Below are 19,776 nucleotides of genomic sequence, written 5' to 3' on the forward strand. Positions count from 1 at the left end.
TTCCGGCATTTTCTTTTCAACGGATGAACAAGAACTGATTATTTTCAGACTTGGCTGGCTAATCATGGTATAATAAAAGGTAATGAAAAATTCCAACGAGGCAGAGATGAAATTACTTTATACTGATATTCGGACTTCTTTGACTAAAATTCTAACCAGAGAGGCGGAGGAGCTAGTTGTTGCGGGCAAGCGGGTCTTCTACATCGCCCCCAACTCTCTTTCTTTTGAAAAGGAACGCGCCGTGCTGGAATGCTTGTCCCAGTATGCTTCTTTTGAGATTACTGTTACGCGCTTTGCTCAAATGGCTCGTTACCTAGTCTTGAATGACTTACCTGCTAAGACCAGTCTAGATGACATTGGTCTTGGGATGGCCTTTTACAAATGTCTTGCCGAACTTGATCCCAAAAACTTACGAGTATACGGTGCCATCAAGCAGGATCCTCAATTTATCCAGCAGTTGATCGAGCTTTACCACGAGATGACCAAAGCTCAGATGAATTTTTTGGACTTGGAGAGTTTGACGGATGAGGACAAGCGAGCAGACTTACTCTTGATTTTTGAGAAGGTAACGGCTTATCTCAATCAGGGGCAGTTGGCTCAGGGAAGTCAATTGTCTCAATTGATTGCGGCTATTGAGAATAACAAAGTTAGTAGTGATTTTACTCAAATCGCCTTGGTCATTGATGGATTTACCCGTTTTTCTGCTGAGGAAGAGCGAATTGTGGACTTACTTCACGGTAAGGGTGTTGAGATTGTTATTGGGGCTTATGCTAGTAAGAAAGCTTATACCAGTCCATTCGCTGAAGGCAATCTCTATCAAGCCAGTGTGGAGTTTCTCCATCATTTAGCTGCTAAATACCAAACTCCTGCTCTGGATTGTTCTCAAACGCATGAGCAGATGGATAGCTTTGACAAGGCCTCTCGTTTGCTAGAGTCTTCTTACGACTTTTCAGAACTCACTTTGGATGTCGATGAGAAGGATCGTGAAAACTTACAAATCTGGTCTTGCTTGACGCAAAAGGAAGAGTTAGAGTTGGTAGCCCGTAGCATTCGTCAGAAATTAAATGAGAACTTAGACCTGAGCTACAAGCATTTTCGTATTCTCTTGGGGGATGTAGCTTCTTATCAATTATCTCTAAAAACGATTTTTGACCAGTATCAGATTCCTTTCTATCTAGGCAAAAGCGAATCCATGGCGCATCACCCTTTAGCTCAGTTTGTCGAGTCTATTTTAGCTTTAAAACGCTATCGTTTCCGTCAAGAAGATTTGATAAATCTTCTCAGAACAGGTTTGTATAGTGACCTTAGCCAAGCGGATATTGATGCTTTTGAGCAATATATCCGCTATCTTGGTATCAATGGCTTGCCAGCCTTTCAGCAAACCTTCACCAAATCCCACCATGGAAAATTTAATCTGGAACGTTTAAATGCCCTTCGCCTGAGAATTTTAGAACCTCTTGAAACTCTCTTTGCCAGTCGAAAACAGAAAGCTGAAAATCTCTTGCAAAAGTGGAACTCTTTTCTAAAAGAAGGAGCTGTGACCAAGCAGTTACAAGATTTGACAGCCACTATGGAAGCTCTTGAACAGGAAAGACAAGCCGAGGTTTGGAAGGCATTCTGTCATGTTTTAGAACAATTTGCGACTGTTTTTGCTGGTTCACAGGTTAGTCTAGAGGACTTCCTAGCCTTGCTCCATTCTGGAATGAGTTTGTCTCAGTATCGCACTATTCCAGCGACAGTGGATACTGTTCTGGTGCAGAGTTACGATTTGATTGCACCACTGACTGGTGACTTTGTCTACGCCATTGGGCTAACTCAGGACAATTTACCCAAAATTGCGCAAAACACCAGTCTTTTGACAGACGAAGAAAGACAGAGACTAAACCAAGCGACAGAAGATGGGGCGCAATTGCTGATTGCCAGCAGTGAAAACCTCAAGAAAAATCGCTATACTATGCTTTCCTTGGTCAATTCTGCTCGTAAGCAGTTGGTCTTGTCGGCTCCAAGCCTTTTTAATGAAAGTGAAAGTAAGGAGTCAGCCTATCTTCAAGAGCTAGTCCATTTTGGATTTAGCAGAAAAGAGAAGAGGATGAATCACAAAGGGCTGTCTAAGGAAGATATGGGGTCCTATCACAGTCTTTTGTCTAGTCTGGTTGCCTATCATCAGCAGGGCGAGACGAGTGAGACTGAGCAAGATTTGACCTTTGTCAAGGTTCTGGCGCGTGTGATGGGTAAAAAACTAGAACAGCAAGGTCTGGAAAATCCAGCCCTCCCAACCAGCCCAAGCAGTAAACAGTTGACCAAAGACACCTTACAAGCGCTCTATCCTGCTGATCAGGAGTTTTACCTGTCTACATCTGGTTTGACGGAGTTTTACCGGAACCAATACAGTTATTTCCTCCGCTACGTGTTAGGCTTGCAGGAGGAATTACGTTTGCGTCCAGATGCTCGTAGTCACGGAAATTTCTTGCACCGCATTTTTGAACGTGCCTTGCAGTTGCCTAACGAAGATTCCTTTGACAACCGTCTAGAACAAGCTATTCAAGAAACTAGTCAAGAACGCGAATTTGAAGCTATTTATCAAGAAAGTTTAGAAGCCCAATTTACCAAGGAAGTTCTGCTTGATGTTGCACGAACGACTGGACATATTCTCCGACACAATCCAGCCATCGAAACCATCAAGGAGGAAGCGAATTTCGGTGGGAAAGAGCAAGCCTTTATTCAATTGGACAATGGACGCAGTGTCTTTGTACGAGGCAAGGTTGACCGCATTGACCGCTTGAAAGCTGATGGGGCGATAGGAGTGGTAGACTACAAATCCAGTCTGACTCAGTTCCAGTTTCCTCATTTCTTTAATGGGCTCAATTCCCAGTTGCCAACCTATCTAGCTGCCCTAAAAAGGGAAGGAGAGAACAACTTTTTCGGTGCCATGTATTTGGAAATGGCTGAGCCTGTCCAATCTTTGATGGCCGTTAAAAGTCTGGCAGGTGCAGTAGTAGAAGTTAGCAAGTCAATGAAATACCAAGGACTCTTTTTAGAAAAAGAAAGCAGTCATTTGGGTGAATTTTATAACAAAAACAAGGCTAATCAGCTGACGGATGAGGAATTCCAGCTCCTACTGGACTACAATGCCCAACTTTACAAGAAAGCAGCTGAGAAAATTTTAGCAGGCCAGTTCGCCATTAATCCTTATACCGAAAATGGCAGAAGTATTGCCCCCTACGTTCAGCAACATCAAGCCATCACAGGATTTGAAGCCAATTACCACTTGGGCCAAGCACGTTTCCTAGAAAAGTTGGACTTAGCTGATGGCAAGCGTCTGGTCGGAGAGAAACTTAAACAAGCCTGGTTTGAAAAAATGAGAAAGGAGTTGAAACGATGAAGCCTATTCCCTTTTTAAGTGAGGAGGAGATTCAAAAACTGCAAGAAGCAGAAGCGCATTCGAGCAAGGAACAAAAGAAAACTGCCGAGCAAATTGAAGCCATCTATACTTCTGGTCAGAATATTCTTGTCTCAGCGTCGGCTGGTTCTGGTAAAACCTTTGTCATGGCAGAGCGCATTCTAGATCAATTGGCGCGTGGTGTCGAAATTTCTCAACTATTTATCTCAACCTTTACTGTCAAGGCTGCTACAGAGCTTAAGGAACGTTTGGAGAAAAAAATCAGCCAACAAATCCAAGAAAGTAGTGATGTCGAGCTCAAACAACACTTGGGACGTCAGTTGGCAGACCTACCCAACGCAGCTATCGGAACCATGGACTCTTTTACACAAAAATTCCTTGGCAAACATGGCTATCTGATTGATATTGCACCTAATTTCCGTATTTTACAAAACCAAAGCGAGCAACTCCTTCTAAAAAATGAAGTCTTTCATGAGGTCTTTGAAGCCCATTACCAAGGTAAGTATAAAAAGAACTTTAGTCATTTGCTGAAAAACTTTGCTGGACGTGGCAAGGATGAACGGGGGCTGCGCCAGCAAGTCTATAAAATCTATGACTTCCTCCAATCCACCAGCAATCCTCAGAAATGGCTGAGTGAATCTTTCCTCAAAGGCTTTGAAAAAGCTGATTTTACCAGTGAAAAAGAAAAACTGACTGAGCAAATCCAGCAAGCCCTTTGGGATTTGGAAAGCTTTTTCCGTTACCATCTGAATAACGATGCCAAGGAGTTTCCCAAGGCTGCCTATTTAGAAAATGTCCAGCTGATTCTGGATGAAATTGGCTCATTGAATCAGGAGTCCGATAGTCAGGCTTATCAAGCAGTGCTTGCGCGTGTTGTCGCCATTTCAAAAGAGAAAAACGGTCGAGCTCTGACGAATGCCAGCCGTAAGGCTGATTTGAAGCCACTGGCCGATGCCTATAACGAAGAGAGAAAGACCCAGTTTGCTAAACTAGGACAACTGTCAGACCAGATAACCATTCTCGACTATCAAGAACGTTATCATGGAGAGACCTGGGAACTAGCTAAGACTTTCCAAACATTTATGAGCGATTTTGTGGAGGCTTATCGTGAACGTAAGCGCCAGGAAAATGCCTTTGAATTCGCTGATATCAGCCATTATACCATTGAGATTTTAGAAAATTTCCCGCAAGTTCGTGAGGCTTATCAGGAGCGCTTCCACGAAGTCATGGTTGATGAGTATCAGGATACCAATCACATTCAAGAACGGATGCTGGAATTGCTGTCTAATGGTCACAATCGCTTTATGGTGGGGGATATCAAGCAGTCCATTTACCGTTTCCGTCAGGCAGATCCCCAGATTTTCAATGAGAAATTCCAACGCTATGCGCAAAATCCAAAAGAGGGCAAGCTGATTCTCCTCAAGGAAAATTTCCGTAGTAGTTCAGAAGTGCTTTCAGCAACCAATGATGTTTTTGAACGTCTTATGGACCAAGAAGTCGGAGAAATCAACTATGATAACATGCACCAGCTTGTTTTTGCCAATACCAAACTGACTCCCAATCCAGACAACAAGGCAGAATTTCTCCTCTACGATAAGGATGACACAAGTGAGGAAGAAGAGGGTCAGACAGAGACGAAACTAACAGGCGAAATGCGCTTAGTTATCAAGGAAATTCTTAAACTCCATAAGGAACAAGGTGTTGCCTTTAAAGAAATTGCCCTTCTGACCTCCAGCCGCAGTCGCAATGACCAGATTCTCCTCGCCCTGTCTGAGTACGGGATTCCTGTCAAAACCGACGGAGAGCAGAACAATTATCTCCAATCCCTAGAAGTGCAAGTCATGCTAGACACCCTTCGTGTCATTCACAATCCCCTGCAAGACTATGCCTTGGTTGCCCTTATGAAGTCTCCTATGTTTGGATTTGATGAGGACGAGTTAGCACGTTTATCTCTTCAGAAAGCAGAGGATAAAGTCCACGAAAATCTCTATGAGAAACTAGTAAATGCTCAAAAACAGGTAAGTAGCCAAAAAGTCTTGATTCACTCAGCTCTAGCTGAGAAACTAAAGCAATTCATGGATATCTTAGCCTCTTGGCGCTTGTATGCCAAAATCCACTCCCTATATGACCTGATTTGGAAGATTTACAACGACCGTTTTTACTATGACTATGTTGGAGCTTTGCCAAATGGTCCTGCTAGACAGGCCAATCTCTATGCCCTAGCTCTGCGTGCTGATCAGTTTGAAAAGAGCAATTTCAAGGGCTTGTCTCGTTTTATCCGTATGATTGACCAAGTTTTAGAGGCCCAGCACGATCTTGCGAGCGTGGCTGTCGCACCGCCCAAGGATGCTGTAGAACTCATGACCATTCACAAGAGTAAAGGGCTGGAGTTTCCTTACGTCTTTATCCTCAATATGGATCAGGACTTCAATAAGCAAGACAGCATGTCCGAAGTCATTCTCAGCCGTAAAAATGGACTAGGTGTCAAATACATTGCCAAGATGGGGACAGGAGCAGTGGAAACTCACTATCCGAAAACCATCAAGCTCTCTATTCCTAGCCTGACTTATAGGCAGAATGAAGAGGAATTACAGCTGGCAAGCTATTCTGAGCAGATGCGTCTGCTGTATGTTGCCATGACGCGGGCTGAGAAAAAGCTCTATCTTGTCGGCAAGGGATCTCGTGAAAAGCTGGAAGCCAAGGAATACCCAGCAGCTAAAAATGGAAAACTAGATAGCAGTACTAGACTCCAAGCCAAGAATTTCCAAGATTGGGTGTGGGCTATCAGCAAAGTGTTTGCCAAGGACAATCTCAACTTTAGCTATCGTTTTGTTGGCGAAGATCAGCTAACTAGAGAAGATATAGGAGAATTGGAAAACAAGAGTCCTCTCCAAGATAGCTCCCAAGCAGACAATCGTCAGTCAGAAACCATTAAAGAAGCTCTTGAAATGCTGAAAGAAGTGGAAGTTTATAATACTCTTCATCGCGCAGCCATTGAGTTACCTAGTGTTCAAACCCCAAGTCAAATCAAGAAATTCTACGAACCAGTTATGGATATGGAAGGTGTCGAGATTGCAAGTCAAGGCCAGTCAGTATCCAAGAAAATCAGCTTTGATTTGCCAGATTTTTCAACCAAAGAAAAGGTAACAGGAGCTGAGATTGGTAGTGCCACCCACGAACTCATGCAGAGAATTGACCTCAGTCAGCGACCAACCCTTGCTAGCCTGGCAGAAACTCTCAAACAAGTTCAAACTAGTCAAGTTGTCAGGGACAAGATTAATCTTTCTAAAATCCTTGCATTCTTTGACACAGCACTTGGTCAGGAAATTCTTGCTAATACCGACCATCTCTATCGCGAGCAACCTTTCTCCATGCTCAAACGAGACCAAAAGAGTCAGGAAGACTTTGTTGTCCGTGGTATCCTTGATGGCTATCTACTTTACGAAGACAAAATTGTTCTGTTCGACTATAAGACAGACCGCTATGATGAACCAAGTCAACTCGTAGACCGTTATCGTGGTCAGTTAGCCCTATACGGAGAGGCTTTATCTCGTGCCTATTCGATTGAAAATATTGACAAATACTTGATTTTACTCTGTAAAGACGAGGTTCAAGTTGTAAAAGTATAATCTAGAAAGGAGACCTCATGACACTTCCAGTTAGAAAATCCCTGCATGATGCGGTTTTACAGGCTTCAAAAGCTGATACTTGGGAACAAGCTACCAAGGAATGGAATGAAGTTTCCTTGATTTTTAACGGTATCGGCCGTAGCAATTGTGTCTGTGGAAATGCCATCAAATACGCTTACGAACTCTTTAACGGTGTCACAGGCCAACGCCTCTTTCCAATTGGTAGCGACTGTGTTCGTCATTTTCATCGATTGTCCCTTGACCAGCAATTGGAAGAGGAAGAAAAACTGCTCAGAAAGGTTGAAAATCTGACCAGAAAAGCCCAGAAAAAGGAAAAAATCAAGGTCAATAAAAGTGACTTTGACGAGCGACTTCTAAAGTGGCTCTGGGAAAAAGGTGTTTTCAAACCCAATCGTAGCAATCAGTTCTCACCTGAAAGAGACTACCAGCTTTTCCTAGAAGTCTTTCAAGGAGGAAGTTGGACCAAGGCAGAGCCCAAGAAAAAGGCTCGGATGGAAGAAGTCCTAGAAAAGTATATCAAACCCTTTTTACTTGGAAAACCAGATGACCAACTCTACCTTGTCAAGCTAGGTAAGGAGAAAATTGACTACGAACAAGAACTCCGTATCCAGGCAGAGAAAGAACGCAAGAAGAGGGATAAAATCGCCAAGCAATATGCAGACAATCTGGTTCTAGCTATGGGCCCAGCAGAGCGTGCTTATCAGGATTACTTTGGATTTACAGAGACACTGACTCAAGAAGAACGAAAGTGGGAGAAAATTCTTTTTGGTAAAAATCGGACAGAACGGGCTATCAAGGCCAAACAATACCAAAAAGAGCTGGAAAAAGACCAACGAATTGCTAGTCAGGATCCAATTGAAAGAAAGCAGAAGCAGACCTGGCTCCTCAATTCCTATTTTCGTGAGCTTCCTGAAGAAAAAGCCCGATTTGCTCGGCTCTTATTAGAATATCGAAAAAGTGGAGAAGTGCCTTTTTCAACTGAATACTTATCAGACCATCTGCTAGACTTTTTCTATAAAATGAAAGCCTTTGAGTTTGAAATCGCACCAGAACAAGTCCGAGATTTTCTAAAAGAAAGCCTGCAGACAGAACATCTATCCTCAGCACAAGAAAGTTGGATAGAAGGAATTCTCCTCAACTGCCTCAAACCATTTTTAGAACGATTATTGATATAACTAACACCTACCGTGGAAAATTCCATAGTAGGTGTTAGTTTATCCAAAAAAAAAATAGAGAAAAGTTGAATATTTTCTGTTAATTTAAAAATCAGAAGAACACATATATTACATAATTTATTTTATGTAATATATGTGTTGTGAAAAATCAAAAGCCTATGCAAAAGCGCTCAAATTATGATAAAATAGACTATAAGAAAAACACTATTTATATTAATTAAATTTTTATTTTATAAGGAAAAAAACTCAATGGCTACTATTCAATGGTTTCCTGGTCACATGTCTAAGGCGCGTCGACAGGTACAGGAAAATTTAAAATTTGTTGATTTTGTGACGATTTTGGTGGATGCACGTTTACCTCTATCTAGTCAAAATCCTATGTTGACCAAGATTGTTGGTGATAAACCAAAACTCTTGATTTTAAATAAGGCGGATTTGGCCGACCCAGCAATGACCAAGGAATGGCGTCAGTATTTTGAATCACAAGGAATCCAGACGCTAGCTATCAACTCCAAAGAGCAAGTAACTGTAAAAGTTGTAACAGATGCGGCCAAGAAGCTCATGGCTGATAAGATTGCTCGCCAGAGAGAACGTGGGATTAAAATTGAAACCTTGCGTACTATGATTATCGGGATTCCAAACGCTGGTAAATCAACTCTCATGAACCGTTTAGCTGGTAAGAAAATTGCCGTTGTCGGCAATAAACCAGGGGTTACCAAGGGACAACAATGGCTCAAAACAAATAAAGACCTGGAAATCTTGGATACACCGGGGATTCTTTGGCCTAAGTTTGAGGATGAAACTGTAGCATTGAAACTGGCCTTGACAGGGGCTATCAAAGACCAGTTGCTTCCTATGGATGAGGTAACTATTTTTGGTCTCAATTATTTCAAAGAACATTATCCAGAAAAGTTGGCTGAACGCTTCAAACAAATGAAAATTGAGGAAGAAGCGCCTGTTATTATTATGGATATGACCCGTGCCCTCGGTTTCCGTGACGACTATGATCGTTTTTACAGTCTCTTCGTGAAGGAAGTCCGCGATGGCAAACTCGGTAACTATACCTTAGATACATTGGAAGACCTCGATGGCGACGATTAAAGAAATCAAAGAACTACTTGCAACGGTCAAGGAGTTAGAAAGCCCTATTTTTTTAGAGCTTGAAAAGGATAATCGCTCTGGAGTTCAAAAGGAAATCAGCAAGCGTAAAAAAGCTATTCAGGCAGAATTGGATGAGGAACTTCGTTTGGAATCCATGCTTTCCTACGAAAAGGAACTTTATAAGCAAGGATTGACCTTAATTGCTGGTGTTGATGAGGTCGGCCGTGGTCCTCTGGCTGGGCCTGTAGTCGCTGCAGCTGTTATTTTACCTAAAAATTGTAAGATTAGAGGTCTCAACGACAGCAAGAAAATTCCTAAAAAGAAACATCTAGAAATTTATCAAGCCGTTCAAGAGAAAGCCTTATCAATCGGCATTGGTATCATGGATAATCAGGTCATCGACCAAGTCAATATCTATGAAGCAACCAAACTGGCCATGCAGGAAGCAATCTCCCAGCTCAGTCATCAACCTGAGCACCTTTTGATAGATGCCATGAAACTGGATTTACCCATTTCACAAACATCTATCATCAAAGGAGATGCAAACTCTCTCTCTATCGCCGCGGCTTCAATAGTAGCCAAGGTGACACGTGATGAATTGATGAAGGAATACGATCAGCAGTTCCCCGGCTATGATTTTACTGCTAATGCAGGATATGGAACAGCTAAACACCTGGAAGGACTCGAAAAACTAGGAGTTACCCCAATTCACCGAACCAGCTTTGAACCAGTAAAATCACTGATTTCAGGAGAAAAAGAAAGTTAAGTTAGAAGGAATGATTATGGAGGAACAGTCAGAAACACTCAGCTCCAAGAAAGAATTTGCCTTTGCCTCGAGCACCATATTATCCCAAGTTGGACGAGGAATCATTGTTGGTCTCGTTGTTGGAATTATCGTTGGATCCTTTCGTTTCTTAATCGAAAAAGGCTTCCACCTGATACAAGGACTTTATCAAGATCAAGCGCATCTATTTGTTAATTTATTTATTATCGGCCTGTTTTATCTAATTATCTGTTGGCTCAGTGCTAAATTAACTCGATCAGAAAAAGATATCAAAGGTTCAGGAATTCCTCAAGTTGAAGCCGAATTAAAGGGACTCATGACCCTCAACTGGTGGGGAGTTCTTTGGAAAAAATATGTGTTAGGTATTCTAGCTATTGCCAGTGGACTCATGCTGGGGCGTGAAGGGCCCAGTATTCAACTTGGAGCGGTAGGTGGTAAAGGAATTGCCAAATGGCTCAAATCCAGTCCAGTAGAGGAACGCTCCTTGATTGCTAGTGGAGCTGCCGCTGGTCTAGCTGCAGCCTTTAATGCTCCGATTGCAGGACTTCTTTTTGTCGTAGAAGAAGTTTATCACCATTTTTCACGCTTTTTCTGGGTATCTACTCTCGCAGCTAGTCTGGTAGCAAACTTTGTTTCTCTGCTCATATTTGGCCTAACACCCGTACTGGATATGCCAGACAATATCCCACTCATGACTCTAGATCAGTATTGGATTTACCTCCTCATGGGAATTTTCCTTGGATTTTCAGGTTTTCTCTATGAGAAAGCTGTATTAAACATCGGAAGAGTTTACGACTTGATTGGTCAAAAAATCCATTTGGATAGAGCTTATTATCCAATTCTGGCCTTCATTCTCATCATACCAGTCGGAATCTTCTTACCCCACATCCTTGGTGGTGGAAATCAGCTGGTTCTTTCCTTAACTGAGCAAGATTTTAGTTTTCAAGTTCTATTAGCTTACTTTTTAATTCGCTTTATCTGGAGCATGATTAGTTATGGAAGTGGTCTTCCAGGAGGAATTTTCCTACCTATTTTGGCTCTCGGTTCCTTACTTGGTGCCCTAGTTGGTGTTATCTGTGTCAATCTTGGACTTGTCAGTCAAGAGCAATTCCCTATATTTATCATCCTAGGAATGAGTGGCTATTTTGGAGCTATATCAAAAGCTCCCTTAACTGCTATGATTCTGGTAACTGAGATGGTAGGAGATATTCGCAACCTCATGCCACTTGGATTAGTGACCTTGGTTGCCTACATCATCATGGATCTACTCAAGGGTGCGCCAGTCTATGAAGCTATGTTGGAAAAAATGCTGCCAGAAGAAGCCACAGATGAAGGAGATGTCACCCTCATTGAAATTCCTGTATCAGACAAAATCGCTGGAAAACAGGTTCATGAACTCAACTTACCACACAATATCCTCATCACAACTCAAGTCCATAATGGCAAGAGCCAAACAGTTAACGGTTCAACCAGAATGTATCTCGGTGATATGATTCACCTAGTTATTCCAAAAAGTGAAATTGGAAAAGTCAAAGATTTATTGTTGTAACTCTTTTTTACATAATTTAAATTACGCAAGAAAATCATTAAGAAAATTCCAAGGAGGACCTACATCATAATGAAAATACTTGATGTGCTACATAAGTTTTATGGTGATTTTGAATTCATTAAAGAAAAGTGTAATGAAAAATACGAAGGCATCCTCATCAATATAAAGGAAGATGAAGATAAAGAATATAAAAGATGCCGCTTGGCAAAAAGAACACCGAAAAAAGAAGGATATTTTACAGCATTTTGGAAAAAAGACGAAAATAACAAGAACATTCCTTATACCAATGAAGATTTGGGAGATGAACTCGTTATTGTTATTATCGATAATGATAAGAGCGGACTTTTTATTATTTCAAATGAAGAGGCTATCAGTAGAAAAATTCTATCAACAAAAGACAACAATGGGAAAATGTCTATGAGATTTTATCCACCTTGGTGCACAAATTTAAATACAACGGCTCTAGCAACACAAAATTGGCAATTGAAATTTTTTAGAGAAATTGAATTATAAGAATGACTTTGAAAAATTTCTAGTAGATTCATATCAAACACAAAGACTTGGTTCTTATGAAAAAAGAACCAAGTCTTTGTGTTAGTTTCTCAGGAATAAAGTACATTATAGACAATTTTGTCGAAAAAATTTTTTAGTTATATAATTATTTTAGTTATTCTATTAAAAAGCTCTATAACATCTTTCCGAAAAACTATAATTTTCTTGAAAAATAAATAAGTCTATGCTATACTACTAGTAGACTTATTTACGGAGAAAATACATGAAACGTGAGATTTTACTGGAACGAATCGACAAACTAAAACAAATCATGCCCTGGTATGTTCTGGAATACTACCAATCTAAACTTGCTGTTCCCTATAGTTTTACAACCTTGTACGAATACCTCAAGGAATACGATCGATTTTTCAGCTGGGTTTTGGAGTCTGGCATTTCAAACGCCGATAAAATATCTGATATCCCTTTATCGGTCTTAGAAAATATGTCAAAAAAAAACATGGAATCTTTTATCCTTTACCTACGTGAACGTCCTTTGCTGAATGCTAATACAACCAAACAAGGAGTTTCACAGACAACTATAAATCGGACCTTGTCAGCACTTTCTAGTCTTTACAAGTATCTGACCGAGGAGGTTGAAAACGATCAGGGGGAACCTTATTTTTATCGTAATGTAATGAAGAAAGTTTCAACCAAAAAAAAGAAAGAAACGCTTGCTGCCAGAGCTGAAAACATCAAGCAAAAACTCTTTTTAGGTGATGAAACAGAAGGTTTTCTAACTTATATCGACCAAGAGTACCCTCAACAACTTTCTAATCGAGCTCTTTCATCATTTAACAAAAATAAAGAACGTGATTTGGCGATCATTGCCCTTCTCTTGGCGTCTGGTGTTCGCTTGTCTGAAGCAATTAATTTGGATATAAGGGATCTCAATCTAAAAATGATGGTTATCGATGTCACTAGAAAAGGGGGCAAACGTGACTCGGTAAATGTTGCTGCCTTTGCAAAACCTTATCTAGAGAATTATCTAACCATTCGTAATCAACGCTATAAGGCAGAAAAAACAGATACAGCCCTTTTTTTGACACTCTACAGAGGTGTTCCTAATCGTATCGATGCTTCCAGTGTGGAAAAGATGGTTGCTAAGTATTCCGAGGACTTCAAAGTTCGTGTAACACCCCACAAACTGCGCCATACGCTAGCAACCAGGCTCTATGATGCCACTAAATCGCAAGTTTTGGTCAGTCACCAGCTAGGACATGCCAGCACACAAGTCACTGACCTCTATACCCATATCGTTAATGATGAACAAAAGAATGCTCTAGATAGTTTATAAAATACATAAAATAAATTATGTAATATATGATTTAAAAAAAGAAGTTGGCCAACTAACCAACTTCTTTTTGATTTATCAAACTACCGCTTCAGCGATTTCTTCACGGCTAATACCAGCGAAGTAGCGTGTGATATCAATAGTTTCTAGCGCCTTAAGGACATCTTCGCGTTCGTATTTCACTCCACGGAGGACATCTTCTACAGCCGCAACGTCTTCGATACCAAAGAAATCCCCATAAATTTTGATGTCTTGGATTTTTGATTCGACGACATTAGCAAAGACTTCGACCTTACCACTGGTGAATTTTGTTCCACGACGGACGTTAAATTCAGGTGATTTACCATAGTTCCAGTCCCAAGTACCAAACTTAGTATCCTTGATGCGATTGATTTCAGCCAATTCTTCCTCAGAAAAAACGTATTCTGTCATTTCTGGGTACTCTTTTTTCATGTATTCCAATAGCAAATCACGGAATTCTTCGACAGTAATTTTTTCTGGCAATTCATTGACAATATTGGTGACACGAGCACGGACGGATTTGACACCTTTTGATTCAAATTTGTCCTTTGAAACCTTGAGGGCATTTGCTAGGACTGACAAATCAACGTCAAAGAGCAAGCAACCGTGGTGCATGATACGGCCATTGATATAGGCTTGGGCATTGCCACAGAACTTCTTACCATCAATCTCAAGGTCATTACGACCTGTGAACTCAGCTTTAACCCCAAGTTGAGCTAGTGTATTGATAACTGGAGTTGAGAAGCTCTTAAAGTCAAAAGCCTTGTTTTCATCTTCTTTGGAGATGATCGTGTAGTTGAGGTTATTTAAATCGTGGTAAACAGCTCCACCACCGCTGATACGGCGGACCACCTCAATGCCATTTTCTCGAACATAGTCACGGTTGATTTCTTCGATAGTGTTCTGGTGACGACCAACAATGATAGATGGCTTGTTAATCCAAAGTAGGAAGATTTGATCCTCATCCAAAAGGTGTTTAAAGGCATATTCTTCCAAGGCAATATTAAAGGCAGTCTCGTTTGAATGATTGATAATATATTTCATGATATCCCTTTATACGATAGAGACTGGAAAGATATTTTCCAGTCTAATCTATCTTTCTTTTATTTTTTCTTAGGTGAATGGATGGCCATTCCTAGAACATCTGCGAATGCTTCGTACATCACTTCAGAGTAGGTTGGATGTCCGTGGATGGTCTTCAGCATTTCTTCAACAGTGATTTCCATTTCGATAATGCTTGACGCTTCATTGATCAATTCTGCAGCTGCAGGACCGATAATATGAACACCAAGGATTTCTCCGTATTTCTTATCTGCAATGACTTTTACGAAACCTTGAGCAGCATCCGATGCAATAGCACGACCGTTAGCAGCAAAGTTGAACTTACCGATAGCAACATCGTATTTCTCACGGGCTTGTTCTTCTGTCAAACCTACTGCTGCTACTTCAGGAAGAGTGTAGATAGCTGCTGGAGTCAAGTTCAACTTAGCAACAGCATGGTTTCCTTTAAGGGCATTTTCAGCAGCAACTTCACCCATACGGAAGGCTGCGTGCGCCAACATCTTCGTACCGTTAATGTCACCTGGTGCGTAGATACCTGGAACAGAAGTTTCCATGTATTCGTTGACCTTGATGCGACCACGATCCAATTCAAACTCAACATCGCCAATACCTTCAAGATCCGGCACACGACCGATTGAAAGAAGAGCTTTATTTGCGATGATATCGTCTTTTCCTTCAACTTTGATACGAAGTTGACCATTTTCCTCGATGATTTCTTGCAGTTTAGTACCAGTCAAGATGGTCATTCCTTTACGTTCAAGGATCAAGCGAAGGTTCTTAGAAACTTCCGCATCCATAGCTGGGACGATACGGTCCATCATTTCGATGACAGTCACTTTTGAGCCAAATGTCATGAAGGCCTGACCGAGTTCGATACCGACAACGCCACCACCGATGATAACAAGACTTTCTGGTACTTCGTTCATTTCAAGGATGTCATCGCTGGTCATGACAAGTGGAGATTCCATACCAGAGACGTTGATCTTGCTGACTTTTGAACCACCAGCAAGGATGATTTTCTTGGTTTCAAGCAATTCAGAGCCATTTACCAAGACATTCTTGTCCTTAGTGATCGTACCAATTCCTTTATGAACAGTAACTCCGTAGCTACGAAGAAGTCCTGCAACACCACCAACCAAAGTATTGACAACCTTAGACTTGGTTTCAAGGAGTTTGTCCATATCTACAGTGAAGTTTGGATTTTCGATTACGATACCACGGCTTGCAGCATGACCGATGTTTTCGATAATTTCAGCGTTGTGAAGATAGGTCTTGGTTGGAATACAACCACGGTTCAAGCAGGTTCCACCAAGTTCAGATTTCTCAACAAGGGCAACCTTACCGCCAAGTTGGGCAGCTTTAATGGCTGCAACATAACCAGCAGGACCTCCACCAATCACAACGATATCAAAAGCATCATCGCTCTTACCATCGTCGTTTGAGGCACTTGCTGCAGGTGCAGGGCTAGCTTCTGGCGCTACGGCTCCAGCTGTTGGGATATTTTCCCCTTCTTCGCCAAGGTAACCGATAACTTCCGTTACAGGGACAGTTTCGCCATCTCCTTTGAGAATGGCAATCAAGTACCCATCTTCTTCGGCTTCCAATTCCATGCTGACTTTGTCAGTCATGATTTCCAAAAGGATTTCTCCTTCTTTTACAAATTCTCCGACTTTTTTATTCCATTGGACGATTTGTCCTTCTGTCATATCCACGCCGGCTTTTGGCATAATTACTTCTAAGGCCATGTCTTCCTTCCTTTATCTATATCTTAAAAATGAATACTCTTGCTCTTAAATCAACATTGAGATTGGATTTTCAATCAATTCTTTCAAGTCTTTCATAAACTTAGCACCAGCCATACCATCTACGACACGGTGGTCAATTGTTAAACCAAGACTCATGATTGGGCGAATCACAATTTCACCATTGACAACAACAGGCTTCTCAATCGTCGAGCTCACACCAAGAATAGCTGAGTTTGGTTGGTTGATGATCGGACCAAAGGACTGAACGCCAAACATTCCCAAATTACTGATTGTGAATGTTGAATTTTGAAGTTCACTTGGAGCCAATTTACCGTCCAAGGTACGACCAATGACATCCTTGAAGGCTACAACCAGTTCTGAAAGACTCATCTTCTCAGCATTGTAAACAACAGGTGTCATCAATCCATTATCCATCCCAACTGCCATGGCAAGATTGACATAGTTGTGAGTGATAATAGTCTTGCCATCTTCTGTCAATGAAGCGTTGATATAAGGATGCTTCATCAAGGTTTTCACAACAGCAAGTGAAAGAAGGTCTGTTACAGTAGTTTTCTTCCCAGTTGCTTCCATAATTGGCTCAAGAACCTTCTTACGAAGAGCCAACATTTCAGTCATATCAACTTCATAGTTGAGAGTAAAGGTTGGAGCAGTTAGGTAAGATTCAACCATCCGTTGGGCAATCACCTTACGCATTGGTGTCATTGGAATACGCTCAATCTCACCATAAGGAGTGATATTATCAGGAACTTCTTCCACTTTTTCAATCTGAGCAGGAGACTTGATGGTATCGTTTTCGATATTTTCAGGAAGCAAGGCCAAAACATCCTTCTTCATGATTTTACCACGATGACCTGTTCCTTGAATTTCCTGCCAAGCAATATTATGTTCGAGGGCAATTCGTTTTGCAAGTGGCGAAATGCGAACCACGTTTGTGTCTTTATAAGTTTCCACGTCTTCTTTGTGGACACGACCGTTTGCACCTGAGCCAGAAACTTCGTAGAGGTTGATTCCTAAATCATCCGCTAACTTTCTAGCTGCAGGAGTCGCTCTTAGCTTGTCATCAGCCATGACCTCTCCAATTCTATTTATGATACAAAGGGCGTCAAAAGTCAAAGTAAAAATAGGAAACTTGACGAAGAAACTTTAGTTTCTAGGAAAGTTTATCTTTTTCACACAGACTTTAGCCCGAGTTCAACTCTACAAGTAACTTGGACACAGAACGTGACTCAAGTTACTACGGTTGCCGCTATTACGCGGTCAACCTAGTAGACTAACTAATTCATTCGTCGAACAACATCGATTCGACTCTCTCATGTCGCAAATTTGCAAATAACTTGGGTACAATACATATCTCAAGTTACAAAAGTTAAAAACTCAAATTATTTTACATAATTTATATTATGTAAACTTATTCTTTGTTATAGGTTTTACGGATGGCATCTTTGATGCTTTCAACTGTTGGAATCATTGCATTTTCTAGGTTTTGTGCATAAGGCATTGGCACATCTTCTCCTGCACAACGGCGGATTGGTGCATCTAGATAGTCAAATGCTTCTGATTCTGAAATAATAGCTGAAATCTCTCCGATATAGCCGCTTGTTTTGTGGGCATCGTTGACCAGAACAACCTTACCAGTCTTCTTAACTGAGTTAATGATGATATCCTTATCAAGCGGAACAAGGGTACGTGGGTCAACAATCTCAACAGAAATTCCTTCTTCTGCTAATTCTTCAGCTGCTTGAACCACACGGCGGAGCATTTTTCCATAAGTAACAACTGTTACGTCTGTTCCTTCGCGTTTAATTTCCCCAACTCCAAGTGGAATCGTATAGTCTGGATCAACTGGTACTTCCCCTTTTTGATTAAATTCTGACTTGTACTCAAGAATAATAACTGGGTTGTTATCACGGATAGAAGACTTGAGCAGTCCTTTCATGTCCGCAGGCGTACCTGGTGCTACAACCTTAAGTCCTGGGATATGAGTGAACCAAGACTCTAGAGATTGTGAATGCTGGGCTGCAGAACCAACTCCGTTACCAGCTGCACAACGAACAGTCATTGGAACCTGACCTTTCCCACCAAACATATAGCGTGTTTTAGCTGCTTGGTTTACAATATTGTCCATGGCAATGACCGAGAAGTCCATAAAGGTCATATCGACGATTGGACGAAGTCCTGTCATGGCTGCTCCTGCTGCTGCTCCAGAGATGGCAGCTTCAGAAATCGGACAGTCACGAACACGTTCTGGACCAAATTCTTCGAGCATTCCAACAGAAGTACCGAAGTCTCCTCCGAAGACACCGACGTCTTCTCCCATCAAGAACACATTTTCATCGCGACGCATTTCCTCAGACATAGCAAGGATAATGGTGTCACGGAAGGACATTGTTTTTGTTTCCATTTTATCTCTTTCTCCTTAGTCTGCGTAAATATCTTCAAATGCTGATTCAAGCGGTGGGAATGGACTTTCCTCTGCAAATTTAACAGAAGCTTCTACTGATTCCTTAACTTGCGCTTGGATTTCTTCCAATTCTTCGGCACTTGCAATAGTGTTTTCAATGAGGTACTTGCGGAGGTTTTCAATTGGGTCTTTTTGTTTCCACAATTCCACTTCTTCACGCGTACGATATTTACCAGGGTCAGATGATGAGTGACCAAGCCAGCGATAAGTAACACTTTCAATCAATACAGGTCCATTGCCACTGCGCACATGATCTACAGCTTTCTTAAATCCTTCATAGACGTCGATGACATTGTTACCGTCTTCGATGAACATTCCAGGAATTCCATAAGCAGCGCTACGTTGATGGATATGCTCTACATTGGTCATTTTCTTGATATCCGCAGAGATTCCATAACCGTTGTTAATGCAATAGAAAATGACTGGCAGGTTCCAGATAGAAGCCATGTTCACTGCTTCGTGGAAAACACCTTCATTGGTCGCACCATCTCCAAAGAAGCAGACAACGATTTTACCGGTATTTTGCATTTGCTGACTGAGGGCTGCACCGACAGCGATTCCCATACCACCACCTACGATACCATTGGCACCAAGGTTACCAGCATCAAGGTCGGCGATATGCATAGAACCACCTTTACCTTTACAGGTTCCAGTGTATTTTCCAAGGATTTCAGCCATCATTCCGTTGAGGTCAATTCCTTTGGCAATAGCTTGTCCATGACCACGGTGATTTGATGTAATTAGATCATCTGGATTGAGAGCCAACATAGCACCCACGTTAGCTGCCTCTTCTCCAACAGAAAAGTGCGTCATTCCTGGCACTTTCCCTTTCTTTACTAATTGTGCAATTTTTAAGTCCATACGACGGATTTCTTCCATCTTACGGAACATTTCTAGCAAAAGATTTTTATCTAAAGTTGACATCTTCTTGCCTTTCTAACTTTCTTCTTACCTTACTATTTTA

Annotated in this window: 13 protein-coding genes; 8 read left to right on the forward strand and 5 right to left on the reverse strand. The window is 41.4% G+C overall.

All coding sequences use genetic code 11. The annotated features are described in order from the left end of the window. Nucleotides 1-106 precede the first annotated feature (106 nt). The 8 genes from rexB (at nucleotide 107) to xerS (ending at nucleotide 13,505) form a co-directional block, all read left to right on the forward strand. Complete coding sequence (gene rexB / locus HT732_RS06680; protein ID WP_173254402.1) at nucleotides 107-3,382, forward strand: ATP-dependent nuclease subunit B; 3,276 nt, start codon at nucleotides 107-109, stop codon at nucleotides 3,380-3,382. Beyond that, nucleotides 3,379-7,029, forward strand: a complete 3,651-nt coding sequence (gene addA, locus HT732_RS06685; RefSeq protein WP_173254403.1) for a helicase-exonuclease AddAB subunit AddA — start codon at nucleotides 3,379-3,381, stop codon at nucleotides 7,027-7,029. Before rexB ends, addA begins: the two co-directional genes overlap by 4 nt. 17 nt (nucleotides 7,030-7,046) lie before the next feature. Beyond that, a complete protein-coding gene (locus tag HT732_RS06690; protein ID WP_173254404.1) occupies nucleotides 7,047-8,225 on the forward strand; it encodes a hypothetical protein in 1,179 nt (392 codons plus the stop codon). A gap of 249 nt (nucleotides 8,226-8,474) precedes the next feature. After that, the gene (gene ylqF, locus HT732_RS06695) at nucleotides 8,475-9,326 is read left to right on the forward strand and encodes a ribosome biogenesis GTPase YlqF (RefSeq protein ID WP_000201324.1); all 852 of its coding nucleotides are present in this window, start codon (nucleotides 8,475-8,477) and stop codon (nucleotides 9,324-9,326) included. Further along, nucleotides 9,313-10,092: a ribonuclease HII gene (locus tag HT732_RS06700; RefSeq protein ID WP_173254405.1), complete on the forward strand. Its 780-nt coding sequence runs from the start codon at nucleotides 9,313-9,315 to the stop codon at nucleotides 10,090-10,092. The genes ylqF and HT732_RS06700 overlap by 14 nt, the downstream gene beginning before the upstream one ends. A 16-nt stretch (nucleotides 10,093-10,108) precedes the next feature. Further along, a complete protein-coding gene (locus tag HT732_RS06705; protein WP_173254406.1) occupies nucleotides 10,109-11,659 on the forward strand; it encodes a ClC family H(+)/Cl(-) exchange transporter in 1,551 nt (516 codons plus the stop codon). Nucleotides 11,660-11,728: 69 nt separating this feature from the next. Next, nucleotides 11,729-12,172 (forward strand): MepB family protein, encoded by a 444-nt coding sequence (locus HT732_RS06710; protein ID WP_173254407.1) that lies wholly within the window; start codon nucleotides 11,729-11,731, stop codon nucleotides 12,170-12,172. A gap of 262 nt (nucleotides 12,173-12,434) precedes the next feature. Beyond that, a complete protein-coding gene (gene xerS, locus HT732_RS06715) occupies nucleotides 12,435-13,505 on the forward strand; it encodes a tyrosine recombinase XerS (protein ID WP_173254408.1) in 1,071 nt (356 codons plus the stop codon). Between the two features lie 75 nt (nucleotides 13,506-13,580). Here xerS and HT732_RS06720 read toward each other — a convergent pair whose 3' ends face one another. The 5 genes from HT732_RS06720 to HT732_RS06740 all read right to left on the reverse strand — a co-directional run bounded on the left by HT732_RS06720 (nucleotide 13,581) and on the right by HT732_RS06740 (nucleotide 19,736). Beyond that, nucleotides 13,581-14,567, reverse strand: a complete 987-nt coding sequence (locus tag HT732_RS06720; protein ID WP_173254409.1) for a lipoate--protein ligase — start codon at nucleotides 14,565-14,567, stop codon at nucleotides 13,581-13,583. Between the two features lie 59 nt (nucleotides 14,568-14,626). Continuing rightward, complete coding sequence (gene lpdA / locus HT732_RS06725; RefSeq protein ID WP_275690736.1) at nucleotides 14,627-16,330, reverse strand: dihydrolipoyl dehydrogenase; 1,704 nt, start codon at nucleotides 16,328-16,330, stop codon at nucleotides 14,627-14,629. A gap of 45 nt (nucleotides 16,331-16,375) precedes the next feature. After that, nucleotides 16,376-17,419 carry a dihydrolipoamide acetyltransferase gene (locus HT732_RS06730; protein ID WP_173254410.1) on the reverse strand — a complete coding sequence of 348 codons (1,044 nt, stop codon included), beginning with the start codon at nucleotides 17,417-17,419 and terminating at the stop codon, nucleotides 16,376-16,378. Nucleotides 17,420-17,759: 340 nt separating this feature from the next. Then, on the reverse strand, nucleotides 17,760-18,752 hold the full coding sequence (locus HT732_RS06735; RefSeq protein ID WP_000448714.1) for an alpha-ketoacid dehydrogenase subunit beta: 993 nt from the start codon (nucleotides 18,750-18,752) through the stop codon (nucleotides 17,760-17,762). Between the two features lie 15 nt (nucleotides 18,753-18,767). Beyond that, a complete protein-coding gene (locus HT732_RS06740; protein WP_173254411.1) occupies nucleotides 18,768-19,736 on the reverse strand; it encodes a thiamine pyrophosphate-dependent dehydrogenase E1 component subunit alpha in 969 nt (322 codons plus the stop codon). Between the last annotated feature and the right edge of the window lie 40 nt (nucleotides 19,737-19,776).

Origin of the sequence: Streptococcus sp. 5346, assembly GCF_013277455.1 — a bacterium.
Lineage (GTDB): Bacteria > Bacillota > Bacilli > Lactobacillales > Streptococcaceae > Streptococcus.